General features: G+C 55.2%; 12 protein-coding genes and 3 pseudogenes. 7 read left to right on the top strand and 8 right to left on the bottom strand.

All coding sequences use genetic code 11. The features are described from left to right. Nucleotides 1-101: 101 nt before the first annotated feature. Both GCU68_RS19610 and GCU68_RS19605 read right to left on the bottom strand, forming a co-directional pair. Nucleotides 102-938 carry a proline dehydrogenase family protein gene (locus tag GCU68_RS19610; protein ID WP_152944321.1) on the bottom strand — a complete coding sequence of 279 codons (837 nt, stop codon included), beginning with the start codon at nucleotides 936-938 and terminating at the stop codon, nucleotides 102-104. A gap of 241 nt (nucleotides 939-1179) precedes the next feature. Next, complete coding sequence (locus tag GCU68_RS19605) at nucleotides 1180-1923, bottom strand: helix-turn-helix domain-containing protein (RefSeq protein ID WP_152944320.1); 744 nt, start codon at nucleotides 1921-1923, stop codon at nucleotides 1180-1182. A gap of 102 nt (nucleotides 1924-2025) precedes the next feature. Here GCU68_RS19605 and GCU68_RS19600 point away from each other — a divergent pair, with 102 nt between their 5' ends. Then, nucleotides 2026-3561, top strand: a complete 1536-nt coding sequence (locus tag GCU68_RS19600; RefSeq protein ID WP_152944319.1) for an aldehyde dehydrogenase family protein — start codon at nucleotides 2026-2028, stop codon at nucleotides 3559-3561. A gap of 726 nt (nucleotides 3562-4287) precedes the next feature. Here GCU68_RS19600 and GCU68_RS19595 read toward each other — a convergent pair. Beyond that, nucleotides 4288-5151: a hypothetical protein gene (locus GCU68_RS19595; protein ID WP_152944318.1), complete on the bottom strand. Its 864-nt coding sequence runs from the start codon at nucleotides 5149-5151 to the stop codon at nucleotides 4288-4290. A gap of 209 nt (nucleotides 5152-5360) precedes the next feature. Between GCU68_RS19595 and GCU68_RS19590 the strand changes: the two genes are divergently transcribed. Continuing rightward, entirely contained in the window at nucleotides 5361-6440 is a 1080-nt protein-coding gene (locus tag GCU68_RS19590) for a 2,3-butanediol dehydrogenase (RefSeq protein WP_152944317.1), read from the top strand. 387 nt (nucleotides 6441-6827) lie between these two features. Here GCU68_RS19590 and GCU68_RS19585 read toward each other — a convergent pair whose 3' ends face one another. Both GCU68_RS19585 and GCU68_RS19580 read right to left on the bottom strand, forming a co-directional pair. After that, a complete protein-coding gene (locus GCU68_RS19585; RefSeq protein WP_152944316.1) occupies nucleotides 6828-7187 on the bottom strand; it encodes a DUF7344 domain-containing protein in 360 nt (119 codons plus the stop codon). 109 nt (nucleotides 7188-7296) lie between these two features. Further along, nucleotides 7297-7950 (bottom strand): helix-turn-helix domain-containing protein, encoded by a 654-nt coding sequence (locus tag GCU68_RS19580; RefSeq protein ID WP_152944315.1) that lies wholly within the window; start codon nucleotides 7948-7950, stop codon nucleotides 7297-7299. Between the two features lie 319 nt (nucleotides 7951-8269). Between GCU68_RS19580 and GCU68_RS19575 the strand changes: the two genes are divergently transcribed. Continuing rightward, complete coding sequence (locus GCU68_RS19575; RefSeq protein ID WP_152944314.1) at nucleotides 8270-9247, top strand: aldo/keto reductase; 978 nt, start codon at nucleotides 8270-8272, stop codon at nucleotides 9245-9247. 146 nt (nucleotides 9248-9393) lie between these two features. Here GCU68_RS19575 and GCU68_RS19570 read toward each other — a convergent pair whose 3' ends face one another. Together GCU68_RS19570 and GCU68_RS19565 are read right to left on the bottom strand one after the other, a co-directional pair. Continuing rightward, nucleotides 9394-9852 carry a response regulator gene (locus GCU68_RS19570; protein ID WP_152944313.1) on the bottom strand — a complete coding sequence of 153 codons (459 nt, stop codon included), beginning with the start codon at nucleotides 9850-9852 and terminating at the stop codon, nucleotides 9394-9396. A 101-nt stretch (nucleotides 9853-9953) separates the two neighbouring features. Further along, the gene (locus GCU68_RS19565) at nucleotides 9954-13301 is read right to left on the bottom strand and encodes a PAS domain-containing sensor histidine kinase (RefSeq protein WP_152944312.1); all 3348 of its coding nucleotides are present in this window, start codon (nucleotides 13299-13301) and stop codon (nucleotides 9954-9956) included. 697 nt (nucleotides 13302-13998) lie between these two features. Between GCU68_RS19565 and GCU68_RS19560 the strand changes: the two are divergent. The 4 genes and pseudogenes from GCU68_RS19560 (at nucleotide 13999) to GCU68_RS19550 (ending at nucleotide 17004) form a co-directional block, all read left to right on the top strand. Further along, nucleotides 13999-14672, top strand: a pseudogene (locus GCU68_RS19560) (IS6 family transposase). Between the two features lie 23 nt (nucleotides 14673-14695). Continuing rightward, a pseudogene (locus GCU68_RS22140) lies at nucleotides 14696-14938 on the top strand (integrase core domain-containing protein); the annotation flags it as partial. A gap of 70 nt (nucleotides 14939-15008) precedes the next feature. Beyond that, nucleotides 15009-16425 (top strand): annotated as a pseudogene (locus tag GCU68_RS19555) (DASH family cryptochrome). A gap of 69 nt (nucleotides 16426-16494) precedes the next feature. Next, nucleotides 16495-17004 (top strand): hypothetical protein, encoded by a 510-nt coding sequence (locus GCU68_RS19550; RefSeq protein WP_152944311.1) that lies wholly within the window; start codon nucleotides 16495-16497, stop codon nucleotides 17002-17004. A 168-nt stretch (nucleotides 17005-17172) separates the two neighbouring features. On the opposite strand, the gene GCU68_RS19545 is transcribed toward GCU68_RS19550, so the two are convergent. Beyond that, nucleotides 17173-17835, bottom strand: a complete 663-nt coding sequence (locus tag GCU68_RS19545) for an HAD family hydrolase (RefSeq protein ID WP_161991532.1) — start codon at nucleotides 17833-17835, stop codon at nucleotides 17173-17175. Nucleotides 17836-18071: the final 236 nt, after the last annotated feature.

Below are 18071 nucleotides of genomic sequence, written 5' to 3'. Positions count from 1 at the left end.
GCCGACGGTGAGTCAAGTCGGAACCTCGCTCAGCAAGAAGAGTGCGAACAGGATGATTTGACTATACAGAATCGCCCTCCTATCGCGGCAGCATTCGATATTCACTGAACAACTGCACGGGCGGCAAAGAACAGGTTTTCCTTGCGTTCACGGAGACGGCGGTAAAAGTACAGGAGCCAGCGTGATCCGTAGGGGGCATACTGGTAGACGGTAACGTCTTCAGCCGCGAGGTTCCGCTGGGCATCCTTCCGGACACCCATGAGCATCTGAATCTCGTACGGCGTCCCGTACTCCTCGTGGAGTTGGCGGGCATACTCGATCATCTCGGGGTCGTGACTGCCGACGGCGACACCGCCGTCGCGGTGCTTGAAGGCAGCCTCGAGCAACGCCCGGTACTCTTCGTCGACTCGAGTTTTGTCCTTGTACGAGACCGATTTCGGTTCGTCGTAGGCCCCTTTCACGAGACGAATCTTACCCGGTAGGTCGGCGAGTCGGTCGAGATCCTCCCGAGTTCGTTTGAGATTTGCCTGCAAACAGACGCCGACTCCGCCATCATATTTCAAAGCGAGTTCCTCGTATGCATCCAGCGTCACGTCCGTCGTCGTGTAGTCCTCCATATCGATCCAGACGAACACGTCTCGTTCGGCCGCCTGCTCGACGATTTGATGAAGGTTGGTTTCGAACACCTCGGCGGAGATATCCAGACCGATCTGCGAGGGTTTGACCGAGACACAAGCATCGATTTCCAGCGACGCGATATCGTCGATCAGCAAACAGTAGGCTTCGGTATCTGCGGCTGCCTCTTTCGGATTGTCGTAGTGCTCTCCGAGTAGATTGAGAATCGTACCGACACCGTATGTGTGATTTCGAGTCGCGTGGTCGAGCGCAAGAGACGGTGACTCACCCGCGACGAACTTATTAGCTATTGGTGGAATCATCGCTGTTTCTCAGTTAGATCACTCGCTTATAGTACTGGAACCTACCAAATATTTCTCAGCGACTTTGGCGTAATAAATGGCTTGTGAACGTATTATTGAGGGAACTTACTCATCCGTTCCAGAACGAAGTCGTGTTTTATGATGTTTTCAAGACAAATAAAAGACGTCCAGATATCACATCCATTCAATGTTGTGGGTATCGAAACTAGTGAAATGGAGACTGTAACGGATCAGATAGTGGTCAGAGAGATTGGGTAAATTCGTTGATCGCAGGATCGAGGAGTTTGGCTTCCGCTTTTCGGAGATGCTCGAGGAGGGTCGTCTTCGAGATATCCGCCTCGTCAGCCAGCTCACGGGTGGTGATTCCCCGGGGCCAGGCGTAGTAGTCGTGTTCGCAGGCAAGTTCGAAAATTTCACGCTGACGCTTCGAGAGGTTCTCGACCCTGCTGAGTACATTACTACTGGAGGTGCTGTGAGAAGTGATCTTGGTAACGGAAACTTCGGCATCTCGCATTTCCCGCACGGCTTCGAGACGCTCGTGAAGCTGACCCCGATCGTCGTTATCGACAAACACGGACCAGTATTCGGTCCCATCACGGATCTGGACGGGCCCCTCCTGAATAAATCCGTAAGAGGCGAGCGCATCGCTGACCGTGTCGTTCGGGTCGTATTCGACGAGCAATTCGCGGGTTACGCTACCCGAAGCGACGTGAGGGTGTTCGAAGCCATATCGGTGTTGCATCTCAGCAACCGAATGGGTCAATCGGGAGTTGGTGGCTTCTTCGACGAGTCGATCGAGTTCCTCAGTCGAGTCACCGTAGGCCGTAAAATGACCCTTGACACGCCCGTCTGCCGCATTGTACACTGTGTGTGCGAGCAGGTTTGCGGACACTGCCTCTGTCACTTCTAGGGTCCAACAGTCCGGATGCCAAATTTTGAGCGTTAATAATGCGTTTTGAGAAGATTGGTGTTCTGCCTGTGCCATGTGTACGGAGTGCGGATATGATGTATAAATAGTTTACCCTACCATGGGAGGGAGACCATGGGAGGGAGGGAATACTATTCACCCACCTGCGAGAAATCGGATATGAGTCAGACAGTCGACTCGCAGGTATACAAGCATTACATCGGCGGCGAATGGACCGACGGAAAAGGGTCGGAGACGTTCGTCAGTGAGAATCCAGCAACCGGAGAGACGCTCAAAACGTTCCGACGTAGTACGGAAACAGACGTCGACCGGGCGCTCGAGGCAGCTGAGGACGCATTCGAGGACTGGCGTTCACTTTCGTACATCGACCGCGCGGAGTACCTCTGGGACATCTATCACGAACTGCGCGAGCGGACCGACGAACTCGGTGAAATCGTTACCAAAGAGTGTGGAAAAGAAATCAGTGAGGGACGTGCTGATGTGATCGAGGCCTACCACATGGTCGAGTGGGCCGCCGCCAATGCCCGCCATCCCCACGGTGACGTGATTCCGAGTGAGATCGCCTCGAAAGACGCCTACATGCGCCGGAAACCCCGCGGTGTTGTCGGCTGTATTACACCGTGGAACTTCCCCGTTGCCATCCCCTTCTGGCACATGGCAATCGCACTGGTTGAGGGGAACACAGTCGTCTGGAAACCCGCAGAGCAGACGCCGTGGTGTGGCCAGATCATCGCCGAGATGTTCGAAGATGCCGGCATCCCCAACGGCGTGTTCAACATGGTACAGGGCTACGGCGACGCCGGCGCGGCGATCACCGACGACGAACGGGTCGATACTGTCCTCTTTACCGGCTCCGCAGAGGTCGGTCACGAGATTGCTGGCAAGGTCGGCAGCGAACCCGGCAAGCTCGCAGCCTGTGAGATGGGTGGGAAGAACGGCATAATTGTCGCCGATGATGCCGACCTCGACGTCGCCGTCCACTCCGCTGTGATGTCGAGTTTCAAGACAACCGGCCAACGGTGTGTCTCGAGCGAACGGCTGATCGTCCACACGGACATCTACGACGAGTTCAAAGAACGATTCTTGGAGGTGGCCAAGAACGTCGCCGTCGGCGACCCGCTCAAAGAAAGCACGTTCATGGGGCCGGCGATCGAGGCCGAACACGTCGAGAAGATCCACCGCCACAACGAACTCGCACGCGAGGAAGGTGCTGAGGTGCTCCTCGACCGCGCGGAACTCGAGGCCGACGAAATTCCCGAGGGACACGAAAATGGAAACTGGGTCGGCCCGTTCGTCTACGAAGTCGAGTACGACTCCGATCTCCGCTGTCTTCAAGAGGAGTGTTTCGGCCCGCACGTCGCGCTCATTGAGTATGACGGAGACATGGACCGCGCACTCGAGATCCACAACGACACGAACTACGGGCTTGCCGGTGCGATCATCTCCGAGGACTACCGAAAGATCCACGAGTTCCGTGACGAGGCCGAGATCGGTCTCGCCTACGCGAACCTGCCATGTATCGGCGCAGAAGTCCACCTTCCGTTCGGCGGCGTCAAAAAGTCTGGCAACGGCTACCCAAGCGCCCGTGAAGTAATTGAGGCTGTTACTGAGCGAACGGCATTCACGCTCAACAACTCCAAGGATATCGAGATGGCACAGGGCCTGTCCGCGGACATCACCACTCAGGACGACTAGAACGGGCTTCAATCCCCACGTCGTTCCACAGTCACTGGTCTGTGGTCTTTTCTCTCCGTTCTATTGACGATGAACAACTGTGCTCTATAGAGAGGAGGTGAATATTACGTCGGGACAACTGGCCCACTCGAGATGTGAAGTACCTCGGGGACAAGCCCCGGAGGCACTCGTCCTGCTTTATCTGTGGATGTGATCACCTTCTCGCCGTGAACGGTGAGGAATCGAAGATCTCTCAGGCAGTCGGGCGGAGCCCGACGACGAGGTTTCCCCGGCACCGCACTGCTGGATTGAGTCCCAAACTCGGTCAGAAATCTTCACCCTTCAGAGAGGGGCGGATATCAAGATCGCTCTCTTCTATGGTCGGGTCCGGTTATTAGAATCGATCGTGTGAAACGAGGGACGTGATGGGAAATGACCAGACCTGTCCGGTTTGTAATGCATCGACTCGCCATGTCGATAACGTCGAACGCTGTAGCGAATGCAAGTGGATATATCCACAGGGAGCAGACTGACCGTCCTGAAGGAGTAACTACCGAACGGGTGTGCACTCGAGACCGAATATTCGCCAATCAGTCCGTAATCTTGTGGCTGAGACTCGGAACCACGCTGCTGCAGGTGATCAAGGGCTTTAAAATCTAGATACGTCCGTATCTGCAAAGCGTGTCATTGAAGCGGGAAGTCTCACTCTCAAACGCAAGCTGTCAGGTGAGCGGGAGGGTAGTTCACTCAGTCACAGATTTCGACTTCTTCCTCGTATTCTCGTTCAATAGCAAGTTCAACAGTCGTTGAGATCGGGACTTCTTCTACGTATTGGAAAGTGAAGTCCCAAGTTCCAGATGTAACCATTGCTGTGTTCTCCATGAAAAAGTAGTATCGGTCATCCTCTGGCGCAGTGAATTCCCCGTCAATAACCTTTGAGACAGAATGTTCTTTCTGAACAGTTCCAGAGGAATCCTCAATACGCAGATTCGGACGAGCATCGTCAACCATTCGGATGTAGTAATCTATGTGGTCTCCCTCTTCAATTTCGAACCACGGATCTAATTGACTACCTGCATCCACCTCTACACGATCATCCCATTCATTTTTCGTTTCTGGTTCGGTTCGCTCACCAAGATTTTCAATTCGGACCTTACCCTCACCACTGCTATTGAATCGGTGTGTTGTGGTAAGCGAGAGGCCGGTTTCGCTGTATACAGTGTGTCCCTCTGGCGAATCAATCTCAACTGCTACATCTTGTCCAACTGAGGTGGAGATATCGAAATGAACAGTATCACCCGTTTCACACCGATATTCTTCCGTCCAATCACTGTTACCATCGAGTTCCCGAGATCGATCAACTAGAGACTCACTCTGAGATTTTACTTCAGTCCGGCAACTTTCTTCTTCTTCTTCTTCTTCTTTTCCTTCGCTATTCGCTTGCTCTTCACTGTTTGAACTCGAGCTTTCATCTGAATTAGAAGTACTGTTTTCAGTATCACTACCATCCTCAATATCCTGGTCACTGGTCTCATCACCATCAATACAGCCCGCAATAGTCGCAGTCCCATACACACTACCGATTGCTGCGATCAACTGTCTTCGATCCATATTCGCTGAAAAATAGAGGATCGGTAAATGCTTTCTTGTTTAATTATAAGCCATGTTAGAGTATTTGGGACTACCCATCACTGTCTGAATCATGTCATGTTGGAATAAGGACTATCCCACCAATTCATCAGTATACAAGCACGAAAATGACGAGCTATCAACCAGAGAGAATAGGGTTTAACTATAATTGAAGATAATTATAGACCACCATGCAGGCAGCAACGTACCACGGCCAAAAGGACATCCGTGTCGAGGAGGTAGAAGAGGGAGCAGTCGAAGCGGGCGAGGTCCGAATTGACATCGATTCCTGTGGCATTTGTGGTTCAGATCTCCACGAATACACCGCCGGGCCGATTTTCGTTCCAGAAGGCGACCCCCATCCCGTCTCGGGGGAGACAGCACCGATCAGAATGGGTCACGAGTACAGCGGCACCATCGCGGAAATCGGCGAGTCCGTGACGGATCTAGCTGTCGGTGACGCCGTCGCCGTCAACCCCATCCTCTACTGCGGGGAGTGTCGGCAGTGCCGGGAGGGGAACTACCACATCTGTGATTCGATCGGATTCATTGGACTCTCCGGCGGAAGTGGTGGATTCGCCGAGAGCGCAGTTGTTGACGCAGAACACGCTGTTCCACTTGGAGAAGACGTCCCCGTAGAACACGGCGCGCTGGTTGAGCCACTGAGCGTGGGACTGCACGCGGTACGCCGCTCCGGACTCCAGGCCGGCGACGCCGTCGCAGTGTTCGGGAGTGGCCCCATCGGTCTAGCGGTAATCCAGTGTGCTCGCGTGGCCGGTGCGGGAACGATTTTCGTCTCCGAACCGCGCGACGCCAGGCGTGAACGCGCAGCTGACTGTGGGGCAGCGGAACTCATCGATCCGTCGACAACTGACCCCGTCGAGTACATCCACTCGCACACAGACGGTGGCGCCGACATCACGTTCGAGGTCGCAGGCGTCGAACCCTCGTTCAACGCGGCCGTTGAGAGCACGGCGCCGGATGGCCGTACAACCATCGTGAGCATCTGGGAGGAGGAAGTGAGTACGCATCCGAATAACCTTGTCCTCGGTGAACGAACCGTGACCGGGACGCTTGCCTACCTCGGCGGCCCGCGCTCCGACGAAGAGTACGGAATGGTGATCGACATGCTCGCCGACGGTCGCCTTGACCCAGAGCCGTTCATCACTGGCCGAATCGGCCTCGATGAGATCGTCGCCAATGGGTTCGACCGACTCATCGATCCCGAGAGCGACCACGTCAAAATCCTCGTCAAACCCGATATGGAGTAACCGACTCTGCGTTCTCGGTATGAGCGAGATCACCGGCTCGGAGTGCGTTCGAGTCCCCGATAGACGGACGTCGCTCGTCGATTCTCCCCCGAACGTTTTGCACCCGAGTGGAGGAGGGACAAATATGAACAGCGCTATCCCACAAGGTTTGCAGGCGTTCTCCGAGGAACTCGAGTCGCAATCAGCGTGACTCGAGTCGTTCGACTGGTACTGCGAAATGCGCACGGAAACTCCAGTCCAGTACGATCCGAAACGGGGCAACTGGGACGTCTTCCGATACGACAAGCTCGAGTAAACCCTTACCGACGACGGGACGTTCTCGGTTGATCTGCGCCAGACCGATAACTACGTCGAACCAGGGTGATCTTGAGCCCTGCATTCGCGAGATTACTTGTTAACGAGTATGTTCAGACCGGGGTCTGCGTCGATAATTGTCGCAAGGTACGGCTCTAACTGCTCAAGCCGTTCAGTTGGTTGCACCAATTGTCGTTCTCGATCATACTCCAAAACCCCGTTTGCCACCAGTTTTGGAATGTGGATGTGATAAAGTGAGAGATAGATCTGCGTCACTTCCTCGGCAGGCACCTCTGTGATCGTGAGGTGGTGATTGTGGCGCACAATGGATTTTGATAGGTCATTTAGAGACAGTGGCCGTTGTTCTTTAATGATGATAGCGAGGACGATACGACGGTGCTGGTCACAACACAACTCAAGGGCTGTGTCAAAGTTACCCACGTCCTCACTCATTAGACAACTGATAGTGGGTTAATGATCTTGAGTCCCCCTCCTGACATAGAAGGGGTTTATATACCCCATTCGAACGTTGGAAAGTCATGTGGTGGATTTCGTAAAATTCTTAATCTGATGGAGGAGTGACGACGATGGTGTTTGCTATCAATGATTGATACCCCCGTTGTAGCCGTTCCGAGAGCGATTGCGGAGTGATACCGAGTTCGCTGGCTACATCAGCGAGGGTCACGTTTGCGGTGGTAAAATAGTCCATCTTCCATGCAGTCACTAACGCTTCGGACTGTTTTTCGGTTAAGCCAAACTGGCTTCCTGTGTGTGGCTGCGTAATTTCATGGAGTTTTGTCAGTCTGAACGAGATCCCTTGATCATCACAATGATCTTGAAACTGGTCAAGACGATCATGCGTATCGAAGCGCATACAGAAGTGCCATTCGTCGTGACTTCCAGTGGCTTCGAGGATTGTGGCCCCAATTTCAAGATAAGCGAAGATGATGGCGTCTACCTGCTCTGTCCATTCCGCTCGAAAGAGTGTAGCGCGGTCGAATTCGTCTAAGCGACGCAAATTCTGGATGGATGGATCCTTCTCACTCACAGTTTCAAATTCGTCAAGATTGCACCCAGAAACCCAGAAATAGTTCGTGAGTCCCACCTCGGTAGCAACGACTCGCTCTGTCTCAATAGTGATCTCTTGTATCTGCTCCAGTGTGTAGTGGAGAGCGAACGCATCAGTCGGGACAGAAAATTCGCCGTATAAGCTCATAGCAAACCGGATGCAGTCGACAGAGAAAAACCAGAGCTATCATTTCAGATAATGAATTGATAGTAAGAATAAGTACTCATATTCTAGGAAAATGCGCTTGAAGACGCGGATATGAGCTCGCACTACCGATCGTACGTGAAAATGGCAATAGCTGGCCGACCATCGTGATATTCTGGAGCCCATCCTTTACGAGGTCGAAGGTCGGATTTCAGCGCTGTGAGAAGAAGAGCTGGCGGTGACGGAATAGTGTCTCATCTCCGACCACTTGGTTGCTCTACGGCCAGCGTTTTTAACTAAGTATAGAGTGAAAACAAGCTGTATGGAATACACGCATCTAGGGAATTCGGGACTCGAAGTTTCCAGACTCTGTCTGGGGTGTATGAACTTCGGCAGTGAGCAGCCCTGGATGGTTCACGATCACGACGACGCTCTCGAAGTCATCGACCGAGCGCTCGACCTCGGGATCAATTTCGTCGATACGGCCAACGCCTACTCAAAAGGTGAGAGCGAGGAGATTTTGGGGAAAGCCCTAGCCGAACGCGACCGCGAGGAATTCGTCGTCGCGACAAAGGTCTACTTTCCAATGCGTGACGGCCCCAACGGACAGGGGCTCTCTCGGAAGCATATCCTCGATCAGGCACAGGCGAGTCTCGACCGACTCGATACCGACTACATCGACCTCTACCAGATTCATCGCTGGGACGATAACACGCCCATCGAGGAGACGCTCTCGGCACTCGACTCTCTGATCGACGAGGGCATAGTGAGATACGTCGGCGCGAGTTCGATGCCTGCTTGGAAGTTCATGAAAGCGCTCCACACAGCGGACGTCAACAACTACGAACGGTTCATCTCGATGCAATGTGAGTACAACCTCGTCGACCGTCACGAGGAGGCGAATGTCCTTCCGCTATGTGAGGACCAAGATATCGGTGTCATCCCGTGGTCACCTCTCGCAGGCGGCTTCCTCGCAGACAAGTACGAACAGGGAAAAGATCCTGACGAGGGCCGTGCTGCGACGGACGACTTCATGCAAAAACGGTTCACTGAAGACAACTGGGCCGTGCTCGAGACTGTCCGGAAACTCGCCGACGAGAAAGACGCGACTGCTGCACAGGTGTCGCTCGCATGGTTGCTGCACAAGGACCTCGTCGACTCACCCATCATAGGCCCACGTACCATTGAGCACCTCGAAGATAACGTGGATTCACTCGACGTCACCCTGACTGCCGAGGAACGCCAGCGACTCGAGGCCCCCATCGAACCGGTCTGGAACCGCGCGATTGGAGATGTGTAAACCGCCTCGAGGGCATGCGGTTTGAGATGTCATAGGCGTCTCGCCATCAAGCGAGCCCTTCGGTTTCGCGGACAGCGAGGCGTCTTCGATCCCTCGAGCAGTCGGCGCAATGCGCCAACGACATCGCGAATCGGAGATTCGCTCAGTCACGTACTGTCTCTGGTACGGACAACAGACAATCGGAAGTTATCGAACGTACAAATCACTTCAACAAACTCGCCAGGGTCAATCGGCTTTTCGATGACTGCATCCTCGTCTGTATCGTGATCAAGATCGCGTGATTCGATGAGGTCTTCGTCTAGCCCGGACAGAATGATAACAGGAACCTGTTCCAATTCTGGGTGATGTTTGATTTTGTGAAGAAGGTCTTCACCATCTACGCGCGGTAAGTTTAGGTCCAATAAAATAATGTCTGGACGAGGTGCATCCTTATGATCGCCTTCTCGATGAATGAAATCGAGTGCTTCTTGACCATCAGTGACGGTGTACAGGTGGTTGTTAATCTGGCCATCGCGGAAGACTCCTTTGATAAGACGCACGTCTCCTGGGTTGTCTTCGACGAGTAATATTTTCGCTTCAGGGGGGCTCGTGGGGCGACTATCCATAGCCAAATTGTTCGGGATTGAGGCGTAAGTGGCTTAGGCTAAAATCATATCAAATATGGAAAATTTGGCAGTATCTGCTCTGGTTGACACGGATTGCGTAATCACGTATCGCAATCACTCGCTGCCGGCAACGTAAACGAGAACGTCGCACCGTCACCAGGTTTGGACTCAACCCAGATCTCGCCGCCGTGGCGTTCGACAATTCGGCGGCACAGTGCGAGTCCAATACCAGTTCCCGGATGCTCCTCGTGCGTATGCAGTCGCTGGAACACCTCGAAGATAAGCTCTTGCTCGTCAGCGTCAATCCCGATCCCCTCGTCCTGAACTGAAACGATCCAGTTTGTGCCATCGCGTTCAGCAGAAATGTCGACTCGTGGTGGCTGGCTGCCGCTATACTCGACTGCATTACTGAGCAGGTTCTGGAAGACTTGGCGTAACTGGCTGGCATCCCCTTCCACACATGGGAGCTCGTCAATTTCGATCTCGGCGTTGCTCTCCTTGATTTGCACCTGCATATCCTTGCGAACGTCTTCGAGGATGTCGTTCAAGTCGACTGCTTCGAACGGATCACCGCGCGTTTCGACCCGTGAATATTCGAGCAGTCCATCGATCATGTCGCGCATTCGCTCAGCCCCATCGACAGCGAACTCGAGGAATTCTTCACCGTCCTCGTCGAGTGCATCTCCGTATCGATTGTCGATCAACTGGAGGTAGCTCGTGACCATCCGCAGGGGCTCTTGGAGATCATGGCTGGCGGCATATGCGAACTGTTCGAGTCGTTTGTTCGATTCCTCGAGCAGTCGGCGGTACTCCTTGCGTTCGGTGATGTCCTGTATCATCAACATCCCAGCGTAGATCTCGTCGTCCGCGTTTCGAACGGGGAGTGTGTGTGCTATCAGATGTCGATTGTGGTACTCCACTTCGAACGTCTTCGATTCGCCATCGAAAACGGCGCGAAAGTGCGGTTTGATCTCTTCGATTAAATCGTCAGGATATCGCTCATAGATTGAGGTGCCAGCGATCTCATCGGATGGGATCCCAAGTTCATTCAGCATCTTGCCACCTGCGACGGTATAAGTCAAGTTCTTGTTATAGAGCCCAACTGCGCCGTTTGGAAAGTGTTCGACGAGCGTTCGATAGCGACGTTCGCTCTCCTCGAGCGCGCGTTCGCGCTCCTTCCGTTCGGTGATATCACGGGCAACGCCGATTCGTTCGTGCCCGTCGCCGGATAACATCGAGAAGGTCGCCTCAGAGGGAACGCGATCGCCATCTGCCGTCTGTATCATCGTTTCCGCCATTGGTTTATCGATGTTCTCCGCTGCAATCTCAGCTTCCAGCTCTTTCGCTCGCTCGACGGTTTCGTCGTCAACAACCAGTGAGACATGGGATCCAAGCAATTCCGCTCGGGAGTATCCAGTCAGTTCGCAGTACGCATCGTTGACCATCGTGAAGCGACCGTCTTCGTCGACCGTGTAGATGCCGTCGTTAACGGTCTCGACGATCGTCTCGTACTTCAGCAGTTCTCGCTCGCGTTCCTTGCGTTCGGTGATGTCCAGAGCCATCGTCATTCCCCCGTGGATCTCGCCATCCCGATCCGCAAGTGGCACGACGTGGAGAATCCACTCGCGCCCCTCGGACGTGCCCTCAACCGACTGCTTCTCGCCTTCAAGTGCGGCCTGGAACACGGGTTCGATCACCTCAACCACGTCATCGGCCCACACCTCGTGAAGGTGATGGCCTTCAATGTCGTCTCTCGAGTGGGGAAGATAGTCGAACGCTCGACCCTCGGCGAGCGTGTACTGAAGTTCCTCGTCGAACAAGGTGACGAGCCCGTTCGGGAAATTCTCCGCGAGTGTTCGGTAGCGACGCTCCGACTCTCGGATCGCCTGCTCGCGCTCTTTCCGTTCGGTGACGTCACGGAAGTACACCGAAAGCCCGGTTTCGGAGGGATACACGCGGACTTCAAACCATCCACCGAGGGAGGGAAACGTTTCCTCGTAGGACACTGCTTTCTGTGTCTCGAGTGCACGGTGGAACGCCTCGTAGCCGTGTGTGTTGCGGGCATCCGGGAACGCCTCCCAGATATTCTCGCCGAGCAGTTCTTCTCGAGAGTGCTGCAGAATCTCCTCGGCACGCCCGTTGACGTGTGTGAAGCAAAAGTCTTCGTCGACTGCGTAGAACGCGTCGGAGATCCGACCGAACACCTGCTGGAGTTCGCTCTCGAGTTCCCGTTCGCGCTCGTATTGATCGGTCATGTCGCGGGTGACCTTCAGGAATCCGCAGTGGGTTCCGTCCTCGTCCCAAACCGTTGTAATCGTCACATTTGCCCAGAACTGGGAGCCATCCTTTCTGACACGCCACCCTTCGTCTTCGACGGATCCGATTTCGGTTGCCCGTTCGAGGTTTTGCTCGGGAACGTTTTCCGCTCGATCCGCTTCGGTGTAGAACGTCGAGATGTGCTCGTCGAGTATCTCGTCAGTGTTGTAGCCCTTGATTTGCTTCGCACCTTCGTTCCAACTGATGACGTGACCGTCCGAGTCAAGCCGCAAGATTGCGTACTCCTCGACGGCGTCGACCAGCGACTCAAACCGCTGTTCAGTCGCTCGGAGAGCATCTTCTGATTGCTTCCGATCTGTGATATCGTAGTAGAGTTCGACTCGACCGCCCGCATACTGCCCCGATTCGATCGGTTTGCTCCGGTGCTCGAGCCAGCGTTCCGCACGGTCAGTGCCTGCCGTGACGTGGCATTCGAACTCTTCGATGTAACTGTTGTCGTCGTACGTTGCCAAGACTGTCTCTGCAAATCGGTTTGAATCGTCGACTGTATCGGTTATACTCTCGTGTACGACCTGTTGTTTGTCACAGCCGATGAGCCCGTCTCGATCGAGGCCGAAATACTGTCCGATCGTCTCGTTGGCCCACGCAATCTCGAACGCATCATCGAGCACGAAGACACCGATATCTGCTTCGTCGAGAACGCTTGTGATCGAGTCGTACGACGCCTGTGCTGACTCGAGGGTTGCCAGCCGCTGCTTTTTCTCGGAGAGATTTCGTGCGACGCCGATCGTCCCCTGAAACGCTCCTTCCTCGATCAGCAGGTTGATCCGTAGTTCACAGGGAATCGTCTCTCCATCGGCAGTTTGGACACCGAATTCAAAGGTAGCGATATCCTCATCTTCTGTTTCGATCTGGTTCACGATTTCAGATTCGATGCGTTCAACATCGTCATCAGTGAGAACGAGTGAGACGTGCTCGCCGAGGAGTTTCTCGCGAGAATAGCCTGTCGTTTCGACGATCATGTCGTTGACCGCAACGAAGTGTCCGTCTGAATCAAGCTGATACACCCCATCGTCGATCGTGCTGACGAGTGTCCGATACCGGTGGAGCGCTACGTCGTCGTCGACATCCTCCCAAAATGCGTCGTCAGGAGCACTCGCTCGTGTACTCATTGTACCGTAATGACCGTTGAGTTAGTTAAACCACTCGCCGCTCAAGGTTGTGTACTCGCGTTCGAAAATTTCAGCCGCAAGTGCCTCGAGTGCTGCTCGTTCTGACAGCGTTTCCACCCACCGATCCGGTACCACGTCACGCCCGAACCGAGCACCGGCTACGGCCCCTGTTACTGAACCAATCGTGTCTGTGTCTGCCACCCATCATTACCACGTCGTAATTGCTTCTTCGGCAGTCTTAGCGGTCAGCCCGTGGGACTGCCCTGCCTGTAAGGCCATAGTGGCGTACCGCATTGTCCAACTCAATGTCTGCCCGTTCCCCACGTCTGTATTTAAGAACTGGTCGGACGGCATCACGCACCTCATCAGATAACTCGGTCTCGAGGGTCTCCACTGTCTCCTCGAGAGATTGTTCGTCTTCATTCAATGAAGTATCTCGGGGACAAGCCCCGAGAACAGCTCAACTCGTCCCCATCGAGTTCCGAATCGAGCTTGACATCTACACCTTCTCGCTCGTTCCCCTCGGTTCAATAATTAGATAGGTCAATAGCCAAAATATTATTCCAAATGACATACTACTTATAGACATAGTTATAGAGTATAGATATAAATTGTAGCTCTAGAGTATAGCTGGATGGGCACTGTCTAGCTGAGTCAGTTTGAGGAGCGAGCAGGTCAGTGAGATTCTTGTCCAAAGATGCTTGTAAACCTGCTCAGCGAGAGCTACGACGCGGATTTAGAAGAATTTTGGGAGAACGAGCGGACGGCGATGCCAGTCAGGGCGTTCGCCGTCCGCCTCCATCAGACCGGCTGTTCGCTTCGAGAGACAACAACGATTCTCGCTGAATTAGGCGTTGAACGCTCTCACGGGTCGGTTTGGAACTGGGTACATCGGCTGTCTGACAGTGGACGCGACCCGCCTGAGGCGAAGCCGAAGCGGGTCGCTGTTGACGAAACCGCTGTCAAGAACGGAGAATGGTCTTGGGTGTATGCCACAATAGACATCGAGTCAAAGCTGATCTTCGATGTCGCGTTGTTCGGTCGGCACGGTACCGATCCGGCGGCTGCATTTCTGCATGGACTTCGTGAGAAACACGATCTCGCGGACGCTGAGTTTCTCGTTGATCAATTCGGCTCTCGGACTGCCATTGCTCGATTAGGATTGAACGGTCGAGTGAACTACACCGACCGAAACCTCATCGAAAGCGGTTTCATACCCTCAAAATGAGGGGTGACCGTTTTCATAACTCATGGGTTGGCAGTCGGGCGAGCGCACGCGAGTGGATTGAACAGTTCGTGCATTACTACAACTATCAGAGACCGCACCAATCGCTCGACGGACGAACGCCAGCCGACGAGGTGCTGAACTAGACAGTGCCTTTCTCATCAATTAATTCGGATATCGGACTGTCCTCTTTCGATTAGGATTGATCGACCAGGTCAACTGCACCGAGCGAAACCTGATCAAAAAGTGATTTCACACCCTCAAAGTGCGGATAGACCGCTCCCATAACTCGTGGGTGGGCAGTCCGTCGAGCGTCCGCGAGTGACTTGAGCAGTATCTGCATTATTACAAACGTCAGAGACCGCACCAAACTCTTGATGGAAAGACACCAATTGAGGAGGTTCAGAACTAGACAGTGCCCGATTGAGTCCGATATCAATGTTCGGCTATCGGTACTTGTTACAGCTCCTCTTCCGAAGAACATGGAAGTCGCCATCGTCTGGTTTCGAAATGATCTCCGAGTGACGGACAATCCGACGCTCGCGGACGCGGTCACCACGGCAGACGAAATCGTTCCGATCTACGTCGTCGATTCGCGCGAGCGCGGCGAGACACGCTATGGGACCGAAAAGCTCGGCACTCATCGCGCCAGATTCCGCCGCGAATCACTGCTCGAGTTGCGGGCGACGCTTCGAGAGCGAGGTGGAGAACTGTTCGTCAGACAGGGCCGTCCGGAGGCGGTCGTTCCCGATATCGCCGGGCGCGTCGGCGCCGACGCCGTGTACGCACAGACGAAACCGGCGACGGAGGAACTCGAGGTCGAAAACGCCGTTCGAGAGGCGCTTCCCGACGAGATCGCATTCGAACGCCGGTGGACGCACACGCTGTATCACGTCTCGGACCTCCCGACGTCGCACGAACGAATGAACGATACGTTCACGCCGTGGCGCAAGGCGGTCGAACGTGAGTGTCCGGTTCGAGAGCCCGTTGCGCCGCCGACGGCGGTTTCGACCCCCGACCTATCCGCTGGCGACGTGCCGACACTGTCGGAGCTGGGACTCGAGACACCGCCCGACGATGACCGTGTAGTACTGGCCTTCGAGGGCGGCGAATCGGCCGGCAAACGCCGCCTCGAGGAGTACTTCTGGGAAGGAGATCACCTCAGGGAGTACAAAACGACGCGGAACGGGATGCTCGGAGAGAACTACTCCTCGAAGTTCTCACCGTGGCTGGCGGCGGGGTGTCTCTCGCCGCGGTGGATCCACGCCGAAGTCAGTCGCTACGAGGACGAACGAGGACACCTACTGGCTCGTCTTCGAACTCCTGTGGCGTGATTTCTTTCAGTTCCAGTTTCACAAACACGGCGCACAGTTTTTCCACCCGAACGTGATCCGGGACATCGAGAAAGCGTGGCATCACGACAGAAACGCATTCGAACGGTGGGCGAGCGGCGAGACGGGCATTCCGTTCGTCGACGCGAATATGCGGGAGTTGAACCGGACGGGATACATGTCCAACCGCGGTCGCCAGAACGTCGCCTCGTTTCTCGCCGACGCACTTCGGATCGACTGGCGCTGGGGCGCAGCGTACTTCGAGGAACGCCTCGTCGACTACGACGTCGCCTCCAACTGGGGGAACTGGGCCTACCACGCCGGCGTGGGAAACGACTCCCGTGACAACTACTTCGATGTCCTCTCACAAGGCAAGTACTACGACAACGGCGGCGAGTACGTGACTACTTGGCTTCCCGAACTCGAGGAGCTGCCACCGGAGTTCGTCCATCGGCCTTGGACACTGAGCGAAACCGATCGAACCGACCACGGCGTCCGGTTGGGCATCGACTACCCCGAACCGATGATCGATCTCGAGGCACGCTACGAGACCTTGGACCGCCGATAACAGTGCTCGAGGACTAACGACGACCGAACGTGGTGTACGCATTTGTGTCGGCAGACAGTAGACTCCGGTATGTTCAGACGCGCTCGAGAGTTCGGCCCGCCGGTGCTGGTGCCGCTAGCATGGGTGTTCGTAACGGCTGCCCACCTCGAGGTCGTAACCGAGCACACGCTGTTTATCGCCCACGTCGTGATGGCCGTCCTGCTGATCGGCTTCGCGACGACTGGCTACGCCGACATGCGCGAGGGCGTCCTGCGAACGTGGTGGCAGCTCATCGCCGTCGGCTCGGTTGTCACACTCTGTGGGGTCGTCGGCCTCTGGTTCGAGCCGAACAATTCAGCGCTCGTGGCCGTCGCCCTCTTCGGCTGGATGCTGCTGCCAGCGGTCGGCTTCGTCGACACCGGGCGTCGAGTTAGCGACGGGCGCTGGATCTATGCGACCGGTACAGCGGGATGTCTATTCGGCGTGGCCCTCTACGCAGTCAGCCTCTTTTGGCCTCTCCAGACAGCCGCAATCGGTGGACTCGCGCTCGTCGGATTCGGCCAGACGGCGGGCATTTTCGACGCGGCGATTCGCTACTGAACTCACGGACTGTTGGCAGTGGCCCGCAGCTCGGCGACACGCTCGCGGATCGCCTCGAGGTCGCCGGTCTCGCGTTTGGAATCGACGTGTACGTACACTAGCCCATCCGGTGGTTGCTCCGCCGATTCTCTTCGTTTTGTGCCAGAAAGCCCCCCCTAATTTCTATCCCTACAACAGTTCCAGGACGGCTTGCAGGCTCTCGACTTCGACGGTGGGCTCTACCTCGAGTTTTCGAGTGGCGTTGTGTTCTCGACGGAGTAAGACGGTATCGAAGCCTGCCCGCTGGCCAGCGACGACGTCGCTCTCGCTGTCGCCGACGTACAGCGGGTTCGAACAGTCCAAATCGGCCGCAGCGGCCTCAAGATACCTTGGTTCGGGCTTCTTTTCGCGAAGGCTCTCGCGGGTCGGCTCTCTGGCACGGATCGTCTCGACGTACTCTTGCAGCCCGTGTGCTTGGAGGACGAACTCGACGATCCGGGCCTGATTGTTGCTCACGATCCCGGTCGGCACCTCGACGTGCTCGAGACACGCGACGTCCTCGTACGGCGCTTTTCGTCCAGCTCTGGTTTCCCTCCGCAACGCCTGCTCGGTTCGCTGTTCACGATACTGCCAGAGTTGGTCGGGATCCACCCTGTACCGATCCGCAACGGCACACAGATCGTCGTCCCGGACTCGGATCATGATCGTGTCGACGTCGTCGGGAGTCGGGTTCGAAACCCCCGCGTCGACGAACGCATCGGTTGTGGCGGCTCGCAATACCTGCTGCGAACAGAGCGTGACGATCACGCCGTCGTGATCGAGAAGAAGCCCATCGTATCGCGCCTCGGTCATGGTCTCAATATTGGGGGCAGCCGTACTGTGACTGTCGGTTCCGGATATTCGGCGGGCTTCCGGACGCCGAGGCCACTGCTCGAGAGTGTGTATGCTCATCGGCTTCTCTCGAGCGGTCGAAATCGTCGACATAGATCACGAACCGCAACGAGCGCTACCGATCCCCTTTGGCACGAGCTTTTTAGGGACAGCGCTGTACCAGTGTGGTATGGGAGAACGAACCTGCTACAGAGAGT

Source organism: Natronorubrum aibiense (assembly GCF_009392895.1).
Taxonomy (GTDB): Archaea; Halobacteriota; Halobacteria; order Halobacteriales; family Natrialbaceae; genus Natronorubrum; species Natronorubrum aibiense.
The sequence above is the reverse complement of the archived record's forward strand: the minus strand, read 5'-3'. Positions and strand labels throughout refer to the sequence as shown.